The sequence below is a fragment of the Micromonospora alfalfae genome, assembly GCF_022230925.1.
GTDB lineage: Bacteria > Actinomycetota > Actinomycetes > Mycobacteriales > Micromonosporaceae > Micromonospora > Micromonospora alfalfae.
Window position 1 is genome coordinate 130,394 of sequence record NZ_JAKKFH010000008.1, and the last position, 16,533, is coordinate 146,926.

A 16,533-nucleotide genomic window follows, 5' to 3' on the forward strand; every position below is an offset into this window, starting at 1 on the left:
TCCGAGGAGCCGCCGTGCGGATCGCCCTCTTCATCACCTGCGTCAACGACCTCGCGTTCCCGGCCACCGGCATCGCGGTCACCCGCATCCTGCGGCGACTCGGCCACACAGTCGACTTCCCCGCCGAGCAGACCTGCTGCGGGCAGATGCACGCCAATACTGGTTACCGGGCCGAGGCCATGCCGATGGTGCGCAACTACGTCGACGTCTTCGACTCCTACGACGCCATCGTCGCGCCGTCCGGGTCGTGCACCGCGATGATCCGCGACCAGTACCCGCGCCTGCACCCGGCCGCCACCTCGGTGGCCGCCCGCACGTACGAGCTGTCCGAGTTGCTCGTCGACGTTCTCGGCGTCACCGACGTCGGCGCGGAGTTCCCGGAGACGGTCACCTACCACCCGACCTGCCACGGCCTGCGCATGTTGCGCCTCGGCGACCGGCCGCTGACCCTGCTGCGCCAGGTGCGCGGGATCAAGCTGGTCGAGCTGGGCGACGCCGAGGAGTGCTGCGGTTTCGGCGGCACGTTCGCACTGAAGAACCCGGACGTCTCCACAGCGATGCTCACCGACAAGTGCGCCCGGGTCCGCGACACCGGCGCGCGGGTGCTCGCCGCGGCCGACAACTCCTGCCTGGCGCACATCGGTGGCGGTCTCGACCGCCACCGCTCGGGCGTACGGGCCGTGCACTACGCCGAGATTCTCGCCGAGACGGGAGCCCTCTCATGAGCCATCCGGTCGCACCCGCCACCGGGGGCGGGCGGATCCGCACCCCGCTGCCGTTCCCCACCGCCGCCAAGCCGGCCGTCGCCGACACGCAACTCCGGGCCAACCTGCACAGGGCCACCCGCACCATCCGCGCCAAGCGAGCACGGGTCGTCGACGAGGTACCCGACTGGGAGGCCCTGCGGGACGCCGGCTCGGCGATCAAGGCGGACGTCCAACGTCGCCTGCCGGAGCTGCTGGAGCAGTTCGAGGCGTCCGCCACCGCTGCCGGCGCCACGGTGCACTGGGCCCGCGACGCGGCCGAGGCGTGCCGGATCGTTGTCGCGTTGACCCGGGCCACCGGGGCCGACGAGGTCGTGAAGGTCAAGTCGATGGCGACCCAGGAGATCGAGCTCAACGAGGCGCTGGAGGCCGCCGGGATCGCCGCGTACGAGACCGACCTGGCGGAACTGATCGTGCAGCTTGGCGACGACACCCCCTCGCACATCCTGGTGCCGGCGATCCACTACAACCGGGCCCAGATCCGGGAGATCTTCCAACGTCGCATGGCCGACGCGCCGGCCGACCTGAGCGACGAACCGGCCGCGCTGGCCGAGGCGGCCCGCGCCCACCTGCGACGGCGTTTTCTCTCGGCCCGGGTCGCCGTCTCCGGCGCCAACTTCGCCGTCGCCGACACCGGCACACTCGTGGTGGTGGAGTCCGAGGGCAACGGCCGCATGTGCCTCACCCTCCCCGAGACGCTGATCAGCGTCGTCGGCGTCGAGAAGCTGCTGCCGACCTTCACCGACCTGGAGGTCTTCCTGCAACTGCTGCCGCGATCCTCGACCGGCGAGCGGATGAACCCGTACACCTCGATGTGGACCGGCGTCACCCCCGGCGACGGCCCGCAGGACGTGCACATCGTGCTCGTCGACAATGGCCGGTCCGCGGTGCTCGCCGACCCGGTCGGGCGGCCGGCGTTGTCGTGCATCCGCTGCTCCGCGTGCCTCAACGTCTGCCCGGTGTACGAGCGGGCCGGCGGGCACGCGTACGGCTCGGTGTATCCGGGGCCGATCGGGGCGATCCTGTCGCCGCAGTTGACCGGTGTGGCCGACAATGCCTCGTTGCCGTACGCGTCGACCCTCTGCGGCGCCTGCTACGACGTCTGTCCCGTGAAGATCAACATCCCGGAGATCCTGGTTCATCTCCGCCAGCAGGCACCGCACCCGCCCGTCGAACGGGCCGCCATGCGCGTCCTGTCCTGGGTGATGCGCAGCCCCCGACGGTGGGCCGCCGCCCTGCGCCTGGCTCGGGCCGGCGCGGGGCCGCTCGGGGCGTACCGTGAACGGCGCACCGGCGCTCGAACGCTGCGGCGACTGCCCTGGCCCGCCTCGGCGTGGACCCGGTCGCGCGACCTGCCGTTGCCCGCGCCGCAGACCTTCAGGGAATGGTGGGGAAAGCAGTGAGCGCCCGTGACGAGATCCTGGCGCGGCTCCGGACCGCGCTGGCCGACAGCCCGCCGCCGGTGCAGGTGCCCCGCGGGTACCGCCGGGTCGACCACCGCTCCGACGTGATCGAAACCCTGGTCGACCGCCTGGAGGACTACCGGGCCGTCGTCCACAGGGGCATCGACGCCCTGCCCCGACTGCTCGGCGCTGTCGACCGGCTCGCCGTTCCCACTGACGTCCCCGCGAACTGGCTGGCCGGTTACGCCGGAGAGGTGCACCGCGACGCGCCCCCGCTGTCACCGGCAGCGCTCGACGACCTGGACGCGGTCCTGACCGGCTGCGCCGTCGTGGTCGCCGACACGGGCACCATCATCCTGGACGCCGGCCCGACGCAGGGGCGGCGCGCGCTCACCCTGGTGCCCGACCGGCACATCTGCGTCGTCCGCACCGACCAGGTCGTCGGTCTGCTGCCGGAGGCGCTCACCCGACTGGACCCGCACGCCCCGCTGACCTGGATCTCCGGCCCGTCCGCCACCAGCGACATCGAACTCAACCGTGTGGAGGGAGTGCACGGCCCGCGCCGGCTGGAGGTCGTCCTGATCAGCCCGGACGACGAAGTCGTTCCAGCGGGCGGCTCAGGCGTCTGACGAGGACCGCTGCTCGTCGCTGCGGCTCTCGCCGGGGGTGGCGGTCGCGCGCAGCGGAGTGCCGCGCACGTTGAGCAGCATGACGATGCCCACGCCGACCACCAGGGCGATGTCGGCGACGTTGCCGACGAAGAACCCGGCGTAGTCGATGAAGTCCACCACGTGCCCGCGAGCGAACCCCGGCTCCCGGAGGAGGCGGTCCAGCAGGTGCGTCGCCGCGCCGCCGAGCACCAGGCCCAACGCCACCGCCCAGGCGCGCGACGTGACCCGCCACGCCACGACCGTCACCGCGACCACCGCCGCCGCCGCGACCACCGCGAAGATCCAGGTGTACGCGGACCCGATCGAGAAGGCGGCGCCCGGGTTGTACAGGAGTCGCAGTTGCAGCAGGTCACCGAGAACGGTGATGGTCTGCCCGCCGGAGAGCGCGGACTCGGCCCAGTACTTGGTGAGCTGATCCGCGGCGAGCACCACAGCAGCGATCAACACGACGGCGCGGAACATTCCGGAACCCTAGCCGGTCGCCGATGACCGTCACCACCGACGAATGGCTCCTGATCAACCAGAAGATGCCTACGTTTGGTAATTGCCAAAGAGTGGCAACTGTGTCACCGTGATGATCAACGGGGTCGGCGTCGCGCCCACCCGACAAACGATTCCTCCCCACACCACAGGAGCCCTCTGTGACCCGGATGCGTCCGACCTTCCGACGCCTCACGGCGGCGACCGCGGCGGCGGGGATGCTCGTCCTCGCCGGATGTTCGGCCCCGGCCAACCCCGACGGCTCATCCGGCGGCGCAACACTGGTCGTCGCCACCTCCGACGAGCCGGACGCGTTGAACCCGGTGCTCAACTACGGCGTCGACGGCGCCTCACTGATCTTCGACGGCCTCGTCAGCCGCGACGACGACAACCGCCTCGTCGCCGGCCTGTCCACGGCGCTGCCGCAGCTGTCACCCGATGGCCGCACAGTGACCGCGAAGCTCCGCGACGGCGTGCAGTTCCACGACGGCACCCCGCTGACCGCCCAGGACGTCGTCTTCACGTACCAGGCCGTGCTGGATCCGACCGTCGACTCGACGCTCCGCTCCGACCTGGACATGGTGGAGTCGGTGACCGCGCCCGACGCGGCCACTGTCGTGTTCCGGCTGCGCTACCCGTACGCGCCGTTCCTGCAGCGGCTCACCCTCGGCATCGTGCCGGCGAAACTGCTCAGCGGGCAGGACATCAACACCGCACCGTTCAACCGCAAGCCGATCGGGACCGGGCCGTACCGGGTCGACTCCTGGACCCCGGGCGACCGCCTGGTGCTCACCGCCAACGAGCGCTACTTCGGTGGCCGGCCGAAGAACAACCGGGTGGTGGTCGCGTTCGTCGCCGACGACAACGTCCGCGCCCAGCGGATGCGCGCCGGCGAGTTCGACGCCGCGGAACTGCCGCCGAAGCTGGCCTCCGGTTTCGACGCCGACACCACGTACCGGGTGCAGCGGGCGCCGACCGCCGACTACCGCGGCGTGATGCTGCCGACGGGCAACCCGATCCTCGCCGACCCGGCGGTCCGCCGAGCGCTCAACCTGGCCGTCGACCGGGCCGCGATGGTGGCCGGGCTCCTCGGTGGCGCCGGCGAACCGGCGTTCGGGCCGATCCCGCCGACCTCCGAGTTCGCCGACCCGTCGATCATCGGCAGACCCACCGCCGACCCGACATCGGCCGGAGCGCTGCTCGACGCGGCCGGCTGGACCCCCGGCCCCGGCGGGGTGCGCGTCAAGGACGGCCGGCCGGCCCGGTTCACGCTGATGTACCCGGCGAGCGACACGCTGCGCAAGGACCTGGCCCTCGCCGTCACCGCCGACGCGAAGAAGGTCGGCATCGAGGTCACTCCGGCGGGCCTCACCTGGGACGCCATCGACCCACGGATGAAGTCCGACGCCCTGCTGATGGGCTACGGCACGCCGTACGACCCGGACTTCGTCTCGTACAAGCTGTTCGGCTCGACGTTCGCGGGGCAGGGCTACTTCAACCCCGGCTCATACCGCTCCGACGTCGCCGACCGCGCCCTGCAGGAGGGCCGCGACCAGATCGACCCCGCCCTTCGCAAGGCCGCGTACGCGCAGTTCCAGAAGCAGTTGGCCGTCGACGTACCGTGGCTGTTCCTCACCTACCTGCGGCACACCTACGTGCTGAAGTCCTCGGTTGAGGGTGTGGCGCCGCGGGTCGAGGCGCACGAGCACGGGGTGGCGAACAGCCTCTGGTGGAACATCGACACCTGGACGCGGTCGTGACCCGCTCCGGCCGACTGGCCGGGGCCGGCGCGGTGGTCCGGCGTCGGCTCCTGATCGCCGTGCCGGTGCTCGCCGCGACCAGCGTCGGGATGTTCGCCCTCGGCGCCGCCTCGCCGGTCGACCCGGCGAAGCAGTACGCGGGCGCTGCGGCCTTCACCGCCAGCGAGGAGAACCTGGCCCAACTGCGCGCGAACTGGGGCATCGACGATCCCCTGCCGGTGCAGTACCTGCGTTGGATCAGCAACCTGGTGCAGGGCGACCTGGGTTGGTCGACCAGCCGCCACGAACCGGTCGCCTCGGTGCTCGCCGCCCGGGCCGGCTGGACGCTGCTCCTGATCGGTGTGTCCCTCGCCCTGGTCCTGGTCGCGAGCCTGCTGCTGGGCGCGCTGGCGGCGTACCGGCGCGGTGGTGTGTTCGACCGCGCGTTGCGGGCGGCCGCGTACGCGGTGCAGTCGATGCCGGTCTTCTGGCTGGGCCTGGCCGCGATCGCCGTGTTCGCGCTGGCCCTGGGCTGGTTGCCGGCGGGCGGGCTCACCGACGTCACAGCGACCAGCACGTCCTGGTCCGATGTGGCCCACCACCTGATCCTGCCGGTCGGGGTGTTGGCCGTGTCGCAGGCGCCGTGGTTCGTGCTGTTCGTCCGGGACGCTGTCGCGGAGAGCATGCGCGACGACCACGTGCTCGCGGCGCGGGCCCGCGGGTTGCCCGGTCGGACGGTGCTGTTCGGACACGCGCTGCGGACCGCGCTGCTGCCGTTCCTCACCCTGGTCGGCACCCACCTGCCCGAACTGGTCGGCGGGGCGGTGCTGGTCGAGACGGTCTTCTCGCTGCCGGGCCTCGGCGCCGTCACTGTCGCCGCCGCGCTGGGCAGCGACTTTCCGCTGCTGGCGGCGATCACGCTGGTCACCACAGCGGTGGTGCTGGCCGCGAACCTCGCGACCGACCTCGCCTACGCCGCCGCGGACCCGAGGGTACGACTCGATGGCTGACCTCGCTGCCCGACCGCCGCTGCTCCGGGTGGCCCGGTCGCGGCTGCGGCTGCGCTCCGGCCGGGCCGGCGCCGTCGCGGCCGGCCTGGTCCTGCTGGTGGCCGTCGCCGGCTCGCTGCTCGCTCCGCTCGTCTGGCCGCTCGACCAGAGCGCTGTCGCACTGGACCAGACCCGGTTGGCGCCCTCCTGGGCCCACCTCGCCGGCACCGACGACCTGGGCCGCGACGTGGCGCACCGCGCCGTCTACGGGCTGCGGGTCTCGCTGCTCGTCGGCGCGGTCGCCGCGCTCGTCGCCACAGTCCTCGGGGGCGTGGTGGGCGGGATCGCCGGCACGCTCGGCGGCCGGGTCGACCGGATCCTGATGCGGATCGTGGACACCATCGCCGCGATGCCGCACCTGCTGCTGGGCATCTTCATCGTCGCCATGCTGCGTCCCAGCCTCGGTGCCGTGATCGCCTCCGTCGGGCTCACCCACTGGCTCTCCACCGCCCGCATCGTCCGATCCGAGTTGTTGAGCCTGCGGACCCGACCGTTCGTCGACGCCGCCATCAGCGGCGGAGCCGGCCGGCTCCGGGTCCTCACCCGGCACCTGCTGCCGCACGTCCTGCCCCGGCTGGCCCTGGCGACCACCCTGATGATCCCGCACGCGGTGTGGCACGAGACCGCGCTGTCGTTCCTCGGGCTCGGCCTGCCGCCACACCTCGCCTCGCTGGGCAACATGATCAACGACGGCCAGGGGTCGCTGCTGACCGGTGCCTGGTGGGCCAGCCTGGCACCGGGCGCTGTCATCGTGGTCGTCACCCTCGCCATCGCGGTCCTCGCCGCCCGCTGGCGCGACCGCCTCGATCCCCGGATCCGAGCGGAGCTGCACCTGTGACCACCACCGAATCCGCTACCGCCGAGGCGTCGCCCCACGCCGCCGCGCGGCAGCCGCTGCTCGCCGTCGACGGCCTCGGCGTCGAGTTCCGGCTCCGCGACGCGCGCGTGCGCGCAGTCAGCGATCTCAGCCTCACCGTGCGGCCCGGCGAACTGCTGGCCGTCGTCGGCGAGTCCGGCTGCGGCAAGTCCGTCCTGGCCCACGCCCTGCTCGGCCTCCTGCCGGGCAACGCCACGACCACCGGTCACGCCGTGCTGCACCACCCCGGCGCCGGCCCGGTCGACCTGGTCACCTGCGGCCAACGCCAGCTTGCCCGCAGGGTACGCGGGCGCCGGGTCGGACTGGTCCCGCAGAGCCCGGCCACCGCCCTGAACCCGGTCCGCACCGGACGGCGACTGCTCGCCGAGACGCTGCGGGCGCACGGCCGCGACCGCGCCGATGCCGACCGCCTCGCTGTCGATGTCGGACTCGACCCGGCGGACCTGGACCGCTACCCGCACGAGCTGTCCGGTGGCATGGCACAGCGTCTGGTCACCGCGCTCGCACTGGCGCCCGACCCGTCGCTGCTCATCGCCGACGAGCCCACCACCGGGCTGGACCGGCCGCTGGTGGACCACACCCTCGACCTGCTGCGCCGTCGCTGCGACAACGGCGCGGCAGTCGTGCTCATCACGCACGACCTGGCCGCCGCACACCGGGTCGCCGACACCGTCGCCGTGATGTACGCCAGCCGCATCGTGGAACACCGCCCCACCGACCAGCTGTTCACCGCGCCGACCCACCCGTACGCCTCGGCGCTGCTCGACGCCCTGCCGGACCGGGCCTTCCGGCCGGTGCCGGGCGACCCGCCGATGCTCACCGCGCTGCCCCCGGGCTGCGCGTTCGCGCCCCGCTGCCCACGCCGCACCGACACCTGCGCGGACCGACCACAGCCGACACCGGTCGCCGGTGGCGGCACAGTGGCCTGCCACCACCCGATCCCCACCACCGGAGCCACCACGTGACCAGCGCGCAGCACCTGCTCGCCGACGAGGTGAGCGTCTCCTACGGCCGCCAGGTGGTCCTCGACGACGTCACAGTGCGGATCGGCCGGGGAGAGACGGTCGGACTGCGCGGGCCGTCCGGCTGCGGGAAGTCGACACTGGTCCGGGTCCTGGCCCTGCTGCACCGCCCCGACCAGGGCCGGGTCAGCATCGACGGCACCCCTGTCGACGCCGTTCGGTATGCCGTGCCGGTCGCCCTACGGACCCGCGTCGCCGCCCTCTTCCAGAGCCCGCGCGCCGCAGCCGATCCTCGACTGAGCCTCACCGATCTCATCGCCGAACCGCTGCGCGCCACCCGGACGCCCGAGTCGGCGGTCCGGGAACGGGTGGCCGAACTCGCCGACCTCGTCGGCCTCACAGCGGATCTGCGCAGCCGGCGTCCCCACGCGGTGTCCGACGGGCAACTGCAACGCGCCTGCCTCGCCCGGGCCCTCGTACACCGCCCCGACTACCTGCTCTGCGACGAGGCCACCGCGATGCTCGACGCCTCAACCCAGGCGCACGTCGCCGCCGTCATCCGCGACTACCAGCGGACCCAGCAGGCCGGTGTCCTGGTCATCACCCACGACCAGACCCTGCTGGCCCGCTGGAGCGACCGGATCGTCGACCTCGCCAGCACAGCGGGGGCACGCTCCTGAACCGCGGTGCGGTGCGGTGCGAATGCCGGGGCAACGGGCGATCGGCCTCCACCACTCGGACGCGGCAGCGTCAGCCGACGTCGAGGGGCACCCGCCGAGCGCGGGAGTCGGGGCGGCCGGCGAGGATGCCGGCGAGGATCTCCGCGCCGTCGACGACCCTCGGGCCGGGGCGGTTGAAGTAGGCAGGCCCGTCGACCACCCACACCTGCCCGTTACGCACCGCGGGCAGGTCCGCCCAGCCGGGTTGCCCGACCGCCACGGACAATTCGTCGAAGGTTCGCTCAGGCGTGAACCCGCACGGCCCGAACACCACCACCTCGGGAGCCAGGTCGGCGACCACCGACCACAGGTGCGGGGTGCTGTGCGCGCCCGGCCCGAGCAGCAGCGAGCGCCCGCCCGCGTAGGCGATCTGCTCCGGCACCCAGTGCCCACCAGGCATCAGCGGGTCGAGCCACTCGACGAACAACACCGTCGGCCCGCCGGGCGCCGACCCCGGCAACGCGGCGAGGCGACGCTCGGCGTCGGCTCGGATCTCCGCCGCCCTGCCTTCGGTGCCGGTCAGCGCGGCCACGGCATCGACAGTGTCGAGGATCCCGGCGATGGTCCTCGCCTCCAGGGACATCACAGTGGTGTCGAGATCGATCAGACCAACCGCGTCGTTGACCCGCTCGTAGGAGACCGCACACACGTCGCACAGATCCTGGGTCAGGATCAGATCCGGCTTCAACCCCTCCAGCACGGCGACGTCGAGCTGGTACAACGACGATCCCCGGTGCGGGTTACCGGCGATCGCCGCCGAGATCTCCCGGCTCGTCAGGGTCTCCGGCAGGGACGTCGCGGTCACCGCCGGGACGTCGACCAGAGCCCCCGGCGGCCAGTCACACTCGTGGGTACGCCCGACCAGATGCCCGGTCAGGCCGAGCATGGCCACGATGTCCGTGGCCGCCGGCAACAGGGAGACGATTCGCACACCGGCCTGCCTACCAGGCGCGACCGAACCACGTCCACTCCCCGACAGAGAGAGATCACGGCGGCTCGCCCTGTCACATCGGCTCCTCGTCTGGGCTCATGAGCACGAGTGCAGACACGCGAGGAGTACACAATGCAGTTTGAAGAAGCCGCCGAGGCCGCCGACGAAGCGACGATGCGGTCGATGCTGTACGCCGACCCTGGACTGTGCGATCGGCATGCAGACCTGGTTACGCGGATGGCCGAGGCGCGCAACTGGTCAACGGTCCGGCTGCTCATCGATCTTGGCTTCGGCGTCAACGGTGTCACCGCCGCCGGGGCCACCGCCCTGCACCATGCGGCGGCAGCGGGGGAACTGTCGATCGCGCGCCTGCTGGTCGAGCACGGTGCCGACCACACCACCCGCGAACCAGGGTTCAACGCGCAGCCGGCGGGTTGGGCGCAGTACTTCAAGAAGCGGGAAACCCAGAAATATCTCGAGTCCCTGGCCTGATGCTGCGCCGTCCGGTCAGGCGGCATCAGACCCACAGCTCATGGAAGTGAGGCTTGGCATTCACCCCATTGTTCGCTCCGCCTGGTTCAGGAGGGCGGACGCGAGGCGGTGGACGCGGTCGGGGTCGCGGACAACGTCGATCCTGACGATCTTGTCGGCCGCGACAGCGAAGGCCATGACAGAAAACGGCTGCCCGTCGCGGCTGATCAACGTTCCGATCGCGCCGTTGACCAGGGCGGGGCGCAGTTGGCCACCGCGTGGTGCGCGCGCCTGCTTGGCCACGGCCGCCGCGCCGCGAACGACGGTCGCCGGCCTGGCGGTGCCGAAGTCGGTGCGCAGGACGACGTCGGGGTCGAGGACCTGCACGAGGGCGTCGAAGTCACCGGTCCACGCAGCCGCGTAGAAGGCACGGACGACCTGCCGCTGGCGCGCCAGATCCGGACCGGTTGAAGGGATCTCGGCACCGTGCACCCGGCGCCGTGCCCGGCTGGCGAGTTGTCGCGCGGCGGCCGGGGTGCGGCCCACGATGCCGGCGATCTCCTCGAAGGGCAGGTCGAACATGTCGTGCAGCACGAACGCCAACCGCTCAGCAGGAGTGAGCTGGTCGAGCACGACGAGCAGGGCCAAGCTCACCGAGTCGGCCAGCAACGCCTCCTGCTCGGGGTCGAGGTCCCCGTCCGGGATGACGACCAGGTCGGGCAGGTGCGTGGCGAACGGAACCTCCCGGCGGCGTCGGCGAGAACGCAACGTGTGCAGGCACTCCCGTGCGACGACAGTGGTCAACCATCCGCCGAGGTTGTCGATCTGATCCGCGTCGGACCGGCTCAGCCGTAACCAGGCATCCTGAACAGCGTCGTCCGCGTCAGCCAGCGAACCGAGCATTCGATAAGCCACCGCCCGCAGCCGGGGTCGGTGCTGCTCGAAGCGCGCGGCCAACCAGTCATTCTCGTCCATCGGTCACACCATCCCATCACCAAGGCCCACAGAGATGAGCCCTCAGGTACGACGAACGTGACACGGCCGGGAAGCGGCCTCTGACTTGCGCAAACTGAGAGTGGGCGATGCTGGTATCGAACCAGTGACCTCTTCGGTGTAACTCTCGGCGGCGTAATCGGATCGGGCTTGATGCGAGGTCAGGCTGCCTGCTGGCGTGCCTCGCAGGACCCCGCCCTCGGCGACTACATCCGCTGGCGCAACCAGCGAGCCCGCCCGAAATCCGGATTCGCCACCAGATCCAAGATCCGCCACCCCGACTACCTGTTCAAGGCTGCATGACGAGGCAATAGGAACTGCTGTCCGCGGCCCCGGAACACGTCACCCGTTGCAGTACGTTCAGGCGCCTCGCCGACCACCTGCGGTGGGTCGTAGCCGGGCGGGCTGCCCCATTCCTGAACGACCAGGGCGAGCACGAAGACGGTAAGTAGGCCGAGCGCGGCGATCGCGGGCAGAGCCCGGGCGGCAGGTATCAGGAGGACGGCCAGGCCGACCGCGATGAGCGCCCCCCGGATGGAATAGCCGGCGGCAACCTTCATGAAGATTGCTCGGGCGCCGAAGTACAGCGCGGTTCCGCCAAATAGTGTGGCCGTAGCGATCCAGCTCAGCTGCATCTCGGCTCCGCGCTGGGCCGACTCGTGCGCCAGTTGATCAAGTACCTGCTCCATGCCCAAGGCAATGTAGAGCACCCCGATGACCAGCGGGACCTGCTTGGCGCCAGCGCTGGCTCCCGCAGCCGCATCGGTCGATGGGGAAGCACGTCCACGACCGCCGCGCCTTGTCAGCGGCAGAAGCCTATGTCGCAGCGGCCCTCCGCTTGGCGTGGCCCGGGGTCGGGACAAGCGAACCGGAATGGCGCTGAGAAACTGGTGGCATGACGAGCCGAATCCACGGGGATCTGCTGTTCGTTCGTGCGACGGCCGCGGACGTGGTGGACGTCCTGGCGGTTCTCGACCACGCCGCAGCCTGGCTCACCGCCGCCGGCATCCAGCAATGGCCCGACCGGTTTGTCACCGAATGGATAACACCGGCCGTTGAGCGCGGGGAAACCTGGTTGGTACGTGCCAACGGTCGCACCGCGGGCACGGTGACGCTCGACTGGTCCGATCCCGTATGGAGCGACTGCTTGGGTCGAGCCGGCTACCTGCACCGGATGGCGGTGGAAAGGTGGGCTGCCGGTACCGGCAGCGCCATCCTGACCTGGGCCGCGGATCGGGCACGCGCCCACGACGCCGCCGTGCTACGGCTCGACTGCGTGGCCACCAATCCCGGCTTGCGCGCCTACTACGAGGCCGCCGGCTTTCACCACCGCGGTGACGTCGAAGTCGGCGGCGCTCCCGGTCAGCGTTCCGGCGGCGGCACCCGAACGCTTGTCAGCCGCTACGAGCTACTTCTCTGACGAGAACGGCGGCCGCTCTCGATCGCGTAGACGCAGTTGCGATTACACCACCAGCGTGCACGGTCGGCGGCAGATCCGTGCGCGGCCGGTCGATCGGCGTCGTCTCGGTGGTCGAGCCATTGACGTACTGCCCCGAGGTCCATGTCGGTTGATCCGAGATATGGATCGGCGCGGTGCAGTAGCGCCGGTTGGGGATGGTTTCAAGGCTCGCTGAGCCCGCCGGGGTGCTGCCTCTTGGCCACAGCTATCGTCCCGGCGTGAGTGACTTCTGGTCCTTGATCGAGGATTCTGCGGGGCACGCGGACCGGGCAGGGTGGATCGAGTGTCGGCTCGCGGCCCGGACGCCGGCCGAGATCGTGGAGTTCGACGTCGCCTTCACCGCGGCGCGCCGCCGGGCCGAGACGTGGACGATGTGGGCCGCCGCATATCGGATCACGTCCGGACTGTGCTCCGGCGACGGCTTCTGGTATTTCCTACCGTGGCTTGTCGGTCTCGGCCGGGACAGCTTCGACCGCCTCACCGCCGACCCCGACGCGCTCGCCGAGGTCCCGCAGGTGCGCCGGCTGGCCACTATGAGGGTGGACCAGTGGACCGACGTTGACTGGCCGGAGTGGGAGGCCCTCAACTATGTCAGCCGTCAGGCGTATGACACAGCGACCGGTGAGAGCGAGGGCATCATCGACGCGTTGCGGGCACTCCACCACGACTATCCGGAAGACCCGGCGCCCACCGGGGACCGGTGGGCCTTCGACGACGAGACCGAGATGAGCCGGCGCCTCCCGCGGCTCAGTGCGCTATTTCCATCCATGAGCCTCGGACACGCAGCAAACGGGCCACTTTTGAACATCTGAAGGCAGACGGTCGACTACCTCGGGTCTCACACGCGCTCGTCGACATGAGCGGACACCGCCCTACCGCCTCCCCGGGGCGGGGACGCTGACGCCTTTGGGTGCGCCGAAGAGGTCTCCGGCCTGAAGGGCCTGCTCAGGACATTGCCCGTGGGATCGGTGTCTCGAATGACGGAACCGCGGCCGACCCAAATAGCTCACCCGCAACGCTCCACATTGATCGAGACGCCGGCCGGCGCCAGCCATCCCGGACGCAGCAACGCCTGACCACTTCGACCTCTACTGGGTGGTCACACCGTGCCGCTCGACGGCCCCACCGCAGGTCAGAGTCCTCGTCTCTGCCCTGCGTCGGTGAGCACTTCGGGCGTGTAGACCACTTCGCCAACCTGCACCCAACCTGCTCCCAGATGCAAGGCCCGCGCAACCAACTGCTCCTTACCGCCTTGACCTGCGCACACTCCCCTGCCAGGCGACATAGAGCGCTGTCGACCGAAGCGCAGAACCGCAGAGCACTCCGCGGGAAACAGGACGCTGCACCGACTCTGACCTGCGGAGATGAGAAACCGCAGGCAGGGGTGGGTGCAGTTGCGGGCCGTCGGGTGCAGTTCAGTGCAGATGAAGGCCGTTCAGTGCACCCTGTTGCTCCCCACCTGCTCCCCCGATCCCCGGCTCGTAGCTGGGCTGCGGCGGTCGACCGGCGGTGGATAGTCCCGCAGGTCGTTCCTCGCCAGATCACGGACACTGGCCCGAGGTACCGCCATCGGAGCAGCCACCTCGTCGCAGCTGCGCCATGGCTGATGGCCGGGCCCCACCGGAATGGGGAGCAGGAACAGGCGGCGAGGTATACGAACTCCCCGCCAGGGCTTGGACGCACTAACCTCGGAGGCCGGCCTGCCCAACGTGCGGCGCCGGTACCGCACGTCACTGATCCAGGGATGGCAGCACCGTTCAAGCCGGGCCAGGCTCCGGGGAGCCCGCTCATTGTGAGCGGGCTCCCGAAACGGCTCAACCGGGACCCAACGGTTGAGCCGCAGTCGCGCGGATCGCGGCAGATCCGGATACTCACTGGGCTTGAGCCGCGCCGTTTGTCGCGCGGTCAGGTGTTCCTGGCCCGCGGCTGTCTCATCCTCGAGCCTCGAGGTGGAGCAGCCGGGCGGCGTCGACCCTGGCGGCGCGCAGCGCACCGGCGGAGCAACGCCGTGCGTAGGGGTACCCGCGCCAACCGGAACACCGACGCAACCGGACTGCGGTGGCCGTGCATGTCGTACATATGTACGATGTGCGACTTTTGAGATCTCCGCCTAGCCTGCGTGTGGTGACCGCCGCCGCGCCATGGGCCGTGGATTCGCGGCGGCGGTCTATTGCCCCACTCCAGGTATTCGGGAAGGAGCAACGTGACAATCCTAGTAACCGGAGCGACCGGAAATGTGGGTCGCCAGGTGGTGGCCCAACTGGTCCGGGCCGGGCGACCGGTGCGGGCGATGACCCGCCAGCCGCACCCGGGTCGGCTGCCGGATAGGGCCGAGGTGGTCCAGGGAGACTTCGAACGTCCCGAGACCTGGCGAGCGGCGCTGGACGGAATGCAGTCGGTGTACCTGTTCCCCTTCGCGTACGCCGCGACCGACCATGGGTTCGTCGATGAGGCGGTCAAGGCCGGCGTCACCCGGTTCGTCGTGCACTCCGCGGCGGCGGCCGGGTTCGCACCCGGAACCGGAGGCAACGGCGCCCTCGGGCGGCACCTGACCGAAGAGCGGGAAGCGCACCGCGGGCTGGAACTGCTGGTGGAGGCCTCCGGCGCTGAGTGGACCCATGTGCGGCCGGGCCTGTTGGCCGCCAATGCGCTGCAGTGGGCCGACCAAATCCGGACCGGACGGGTGGTGCGCGGGCCGTACGCGGCCGCTGGCTACCCGGTGGTCCACGAGGCCGACGTCGCTGACATGGCGGTCGCGGCGCTGCTGACCGACGACCATGTCGGTGCTGCATACACCGTCACCGGCCCGGTGAAGGTCTCGCAGGCGGAGCAGGTCACCGCGATCGGTGCCGCCATCGGCGTGCAGGTGCGGTTCGAGGAGCTCGATCCAACCGAGGCGCGCAGGCAGTGGCTGCGCGACGGCTTCGATGAGGAGACCGCCAATTGGATGATCGCGCTGCTCGCCGACGCGGTCGACGGGACGGGTGCGCTGCCGCCAACGGACACCTATCTGCAGGTGACGGGGCGACCACCGCGCACGTTCGCCCAGTGGGCCAACGATCACGCCGCCGACTTCCGGCTACAGGTGACGCGATGACGATTCTGGTTACGGGTGCCACCGGCATGGTGGGCCGACACGTCGTCGCCGAACTGGTGAAGACCGGCCATCGGGTCCGCGCACTGACGCGGACGCCGTCGGCGGCGAGTCTTCCGGATGGGGTGGAGGTCGTCGGCGGCGATCTGACGGACCCGCCGTCCCTGGAGCCGTCGTTGAACGGCGTCGAGAGGATGTACCTGTTCTCGGTCGGACGGACGACGCGTGACGTCGTTTCTGCTGCGAAGTGGGCCGGCGTGCGGCGCATCGTCGTGCTGTCCGGGGCGCTGGCCGACACCGACGACAGCGAGGACGGGTACCGGCCGGTCGAGCGTGCGGTCGAGGACTCCGGTCTGGAGTGGACGCACGTCCGGCCCGGGGAGTTCGCCGCGAACTGGCTGGACTGGGCCCCGGCCATCAAGAAAGGTCGGGTGGTTCGCCGCCCATACGGGGCTGCGGTGACCCAGCCCACCCATGAGGCGGACATCGCCGCGGTCGCCGCGACGGTGCTCGTCGAGGACGGCCACGCCGGACGGACCTACACTTTCGCCGGCCCCGAGGCGCTCACCACCGTCGCGCAGGTCGACGCGATCGGCACGGCGATCGGTGCCACGGTGCGGTTCGACGAACTCGATCCGGCCGAGGCCCGGGCCGAGTGGATCAGCAACGGCTATCCGGAGACGTTCGTCGACTGGATCTTCACCATGTGGGCGGGATCCGCGCGTGATCCTGCCCCGACGAACCAGGAGTGGGCCGACATCGTCCCGCGCCTGACCGGCCGACCCGCGCGGACATTCGCGCAATGGGCCACCGACCACGCGGCCGACTTCCGCTAGACCGCTCATCGTGGGGCATGGCGGGCCGCCCGGGCCACATGCCCCACACGACCGTCAACCCAGCACGACGCAACGCACACTCCGC

17 protein-coding genes are annotated in these 16,533 nt (G+C 70.8%); 13 read left to right on the forward strand and 4 right to left on the reverse strand.

Annotated features, from left to right (window positions below; genetic code table 11):
- The first annotated feature begins 14 nt into the window (after positions 1 to 14).
- From MED01_RS07245 to MED01_RS07255, 3 genes are read left to right on the forward strand one after another with little or no spacing between them, the layout of a single operon-like run.
- Positions 15 to 725 (forward strand): (Fe-S)-binding protein, encoded by a 711-nt coding sequence (locus MED01_RS07245; protein ID WP_238667726.1) that lies wholly within the window; start codon positions 15 to 17, stop codon positions 723 to 725.
- A complete protein-coding gene (locus tag MED01_RS07250; protein ID WP_238667727.1) occupies positions 722 to 2,167 on the forward strand; it encodes a LutB/LldF family L-lactate oxidation iron-sulfur protein in 1,446 nt (481 codons plus the stop codon). The genes MED01_RS07245 and MED01_RS07250 overlap by 4 nt, the downstream gene beginning before the upstream one ends.
- Positions 2,164 to 2,796: a LutC/YkgG family protein gene (locus MED01_RS07255; RefSeq protein ID WP_238667728.1), complete on the forward strand. Its 633-nt coding sequence runs from the start codon at positions 2,164 to 2,166 to the stop codon at positions 2,794 to 2,796. Before MED01_RS07250 ends, MED01_RS07255 begins: the two co-directional genes overlap by 4 nt.
- Here MED01_RS07255 and MED01_RS07260 read toward each other — a convergent pair.
- Positions 2,785 to 3,300, reverse strand: coding sequence for a signal peptidase II (locus MED01_RS07260; RefSeq protein ID WP_238667729.1), 516 nt, complete (start codon positions 3,298 to 3,300; stop codon positions 2,785 to 2,787). The two genes, MED01_RS07255 and MED01_RS07260, sit on opposite strands and share 12 nt — an antisense overlap.
- 188 nt (positions 3,301 to 3,488) lie before the next feature.
- On the opposite strand from MED01_RS07260, the gene MED01_RS07265 reads away from it, so the two are divergent.
- The 5 genes from MED01_RS07265 to MED01_RS07285 are packed head-to-tail and all read left to right on the forward strand — an operon-like array spanning position 3,489 to position 8,625.
- Complete coding sequence (locus MED01_RS07265) at positions 3,489 to 5,078, forward strand: ABC transporter substrate-binding protein (protein ID WP_238668139.1); 1,590 nt, start codon at positions 3,489 to 3,491, stop codon at positions 5,076 to 5,078.
- Positions 5,048 to 6,067, forward strand: coding sequence for an ABC transporter permease (locus MED01_RS07270; RefSeq protein WP_238667730.1), 1,020 nt, complete (start codon positions 5,048 to 5,050; stop codon positions 6,065 to 6,067). The genes MED01_RS07265 and MED01_RS07270 overlap by 31 nt, the downstream gene beginning before the upstream one ends.
- Entirely contained in the window at positions 6,060 to 6,944 is an 885-nt protein-coding gene (locus MED01_RS07275; protein ID WP_238667731.1) for an ABC transporter permease, read from the forward strand. Before MED01_RS07270 ends, MED01_RS07275 begins: the two co-directional genes overlap by 8 nt.
- The gene (locus tag MED01_RS07280) at positions 6,941 to 7,948 is read left to right on the forward strand and encodes an ABC transporter ATP-binding protein (RefSeq protein WP_238667732.1); all 1,008 of its coding nucleotides are present in this window, start codon (positions 6,941 to 6,943) and stop codon (positions 7,946 to 7,948) included. The genes MED01_RS07275 and MED01_RS07280 overlap by 4 nt, the downstream gene beginning before the upstream one ends.
- The gene (locus tag MED01_RS07285; protein ID WP_238667733.1) at positions 7,945 to 8,625 is read left to right on the forward strand and encodes an ABC transporter ATP-binding protein; all 681 of its coding nucleotides are present in this window, start codon (positions 7,945 to 7,947) and stop codon (positions 8,623 to 8,625) included. Before MED01_RS07280 ends, MED01_RS07285 begins: the two co-directional genes overlap by 4 nt.
- A 70-nt stretch (positions 8,626 to 8,695) precedes the next feature.
- On the opposite strand, the gene MED01_RS07290 is transcribed toward MED01_RS07285, so the two are convergent.
- Complete coding sequence (locus MED01_RS07290) at positions 8,696 to 9,595, reverse strand: ABC transporter substrate-binding protein (RefSeq protein ID WP_238667734.1); 900 nt, start codon at positions 9,593 to 9,595, stop codon at positions 8,696 to 8,698.
- 108 nt (positions 9,596 to 9,703) lie between these two features.
- On the opposite strand from MED01_RS07290, the gene MED01_RS07295 reads away from it, so the two are divergent.
- Positions 9,704 to 10,087 carry an ankyrin repeat domain-containing protein gene (locus MED01_RS07295; RefSeq protein ID WP_238667735.1) on the forward strand — a complete coding sequence of 128 codons (384 nt, stop codon included), beginning with the start codon at positions 9,704 to 9,706 and terminating at the stop codon, positions 10,085 to 10,087.
- Between the two features lie 60 nt (positions 10,088 to 10,147).
- Here the strand turns inward: MED01_RS07295 and MED01_RS07300 are convergent, their stop codons facing one another.
- Both MED01_RS07300 and MED01_RS07305 read right to left on the reverse strand, forming a co-directional pair.
- Entirely contained in the window at positions 10,148 to 11,041 is an 894-nt protein-coding gene (locus MED01_RS07300) for a sigma-70 family RNA polymerase sigma factor (protein ID WP_238667736.1), read from the reverse strand.
- A gap of 299 nt (positions 11,042 to 11,340) precedes the next feature.
- The gene (locus MED01_RS07305) at positions 11,341 to 11,922 is read right to left on the reverse strand and encodes a low temperature requirement protein A (protein WP_274525383.1); all 582 of its coding nucleotides are present in this window, start codon (positions 11,920 to 11,922) and stop codon (positions 11,341 to 11,343) included.
- An 86-nt stretch (positions 11,923 to 12,008) separates the two neighbouring features.
- Between MED01_RS07305 and MED01_RS07310 the strand changes: the two genes are divergently transcribed.
- From MED01_RS07310 to MED01_RS07325, 4 genes are all read left to right on the forward strand, one after another.
- A complete protein-coding gene (locus tag MED01_RS07310) occupies positions 12,009 to 12,479 on the forward strand; it encodes a GNAT family N-acetyltransferase (RefSeq protein WP_238667738.1) in 471 nt (156 codons plus the stop codon).
- A gap of 257 nt (positions 12,480 to 12,736) precedes the next feature.
- Positions 12,737 to 13,330: a DUF4240 domain-containing protein gene (locus MED01_RS07315; RefSeq protein WP_238667739.1), complete on the forward strand. Its 594-nt coding sequence runs from the start codon at positions 12,737 to 12,739 to the stop codon at positions 13,328 to 13,330.
- Between the two features lie 1,391 nt (positions 13,331 to 14,721).
- A complete protein-coding gene (locus tag MED01_RS07320; protein ID WP_238667740.1) occupies positions 14,722 to 15,615 on the forward strand; it encodes an NAD(P)H-binding protein in 894 nt (297 codons plus the stop codon).
- Complete coding sequence (locus tag MED01_RS07325; RefSeq protein WP_238667741.1) at positions 15,612 to 16,448, forward strand: NAD(P)H-binding protein; 837 nt, start codon at positions 15,612 to 15,614, stop codon at positions 16,446 to 16,448. The genes MED01_RS07320 and MED01_RS07325 overlap by 4 nt, the downstream gene beginning before the upstream one ends.
- Positions 16,449 to 16,533 lie beyond the last annotated feature (85 nt).

Excerpts from the sequence above, each read along its gene's own strand:
- MED01_RS07250 (WP_238667727.1), top strand. The coding sequence starts at position 722 with ATGAGCCATCCGGTCGCACCCGCCACCGGGGGCGGGCGGATCCGCACC.
- MED01_RS07265 (WP_238668139.1), top strand. The coding sequence starts at position 3,489 with ATGCGTCCGACCTTCCGACGCCTCACGGCGGCGACCGCGGCGGCGGGG.
- MED01_RS07260 (WP_238667729.1), bottom strand. The coding sequence starts at position 3,300 with ATGTTCCGCGCCGTCGTGTTGATCGCTGCTGTGGTGCTCGCCGCGGAT.
- MED01_RS07300 (WP_238667736.1), bottom strand. The coding sequence starts at position 11,041 with ATGGACGAGAATGACTGGTTGGCCGCGCGCTTCGAGCAGCACCGACCC.
- MED01_RS07325 (WP_238667741.1), top strand. The coding sequence starts at position 15,612 with ATGACGATTCTGGTTACGGGTGCCACCGGCATGGTGGGCCGACACGTC.
- MED01_RS07275 (WP_238667731.1), top strand. The coding sequence starts at position 6,060 with ATGGCTGACCTCGCTGCCCGACCGCCGCTGCTCCGGGTGGCCCGGTCG.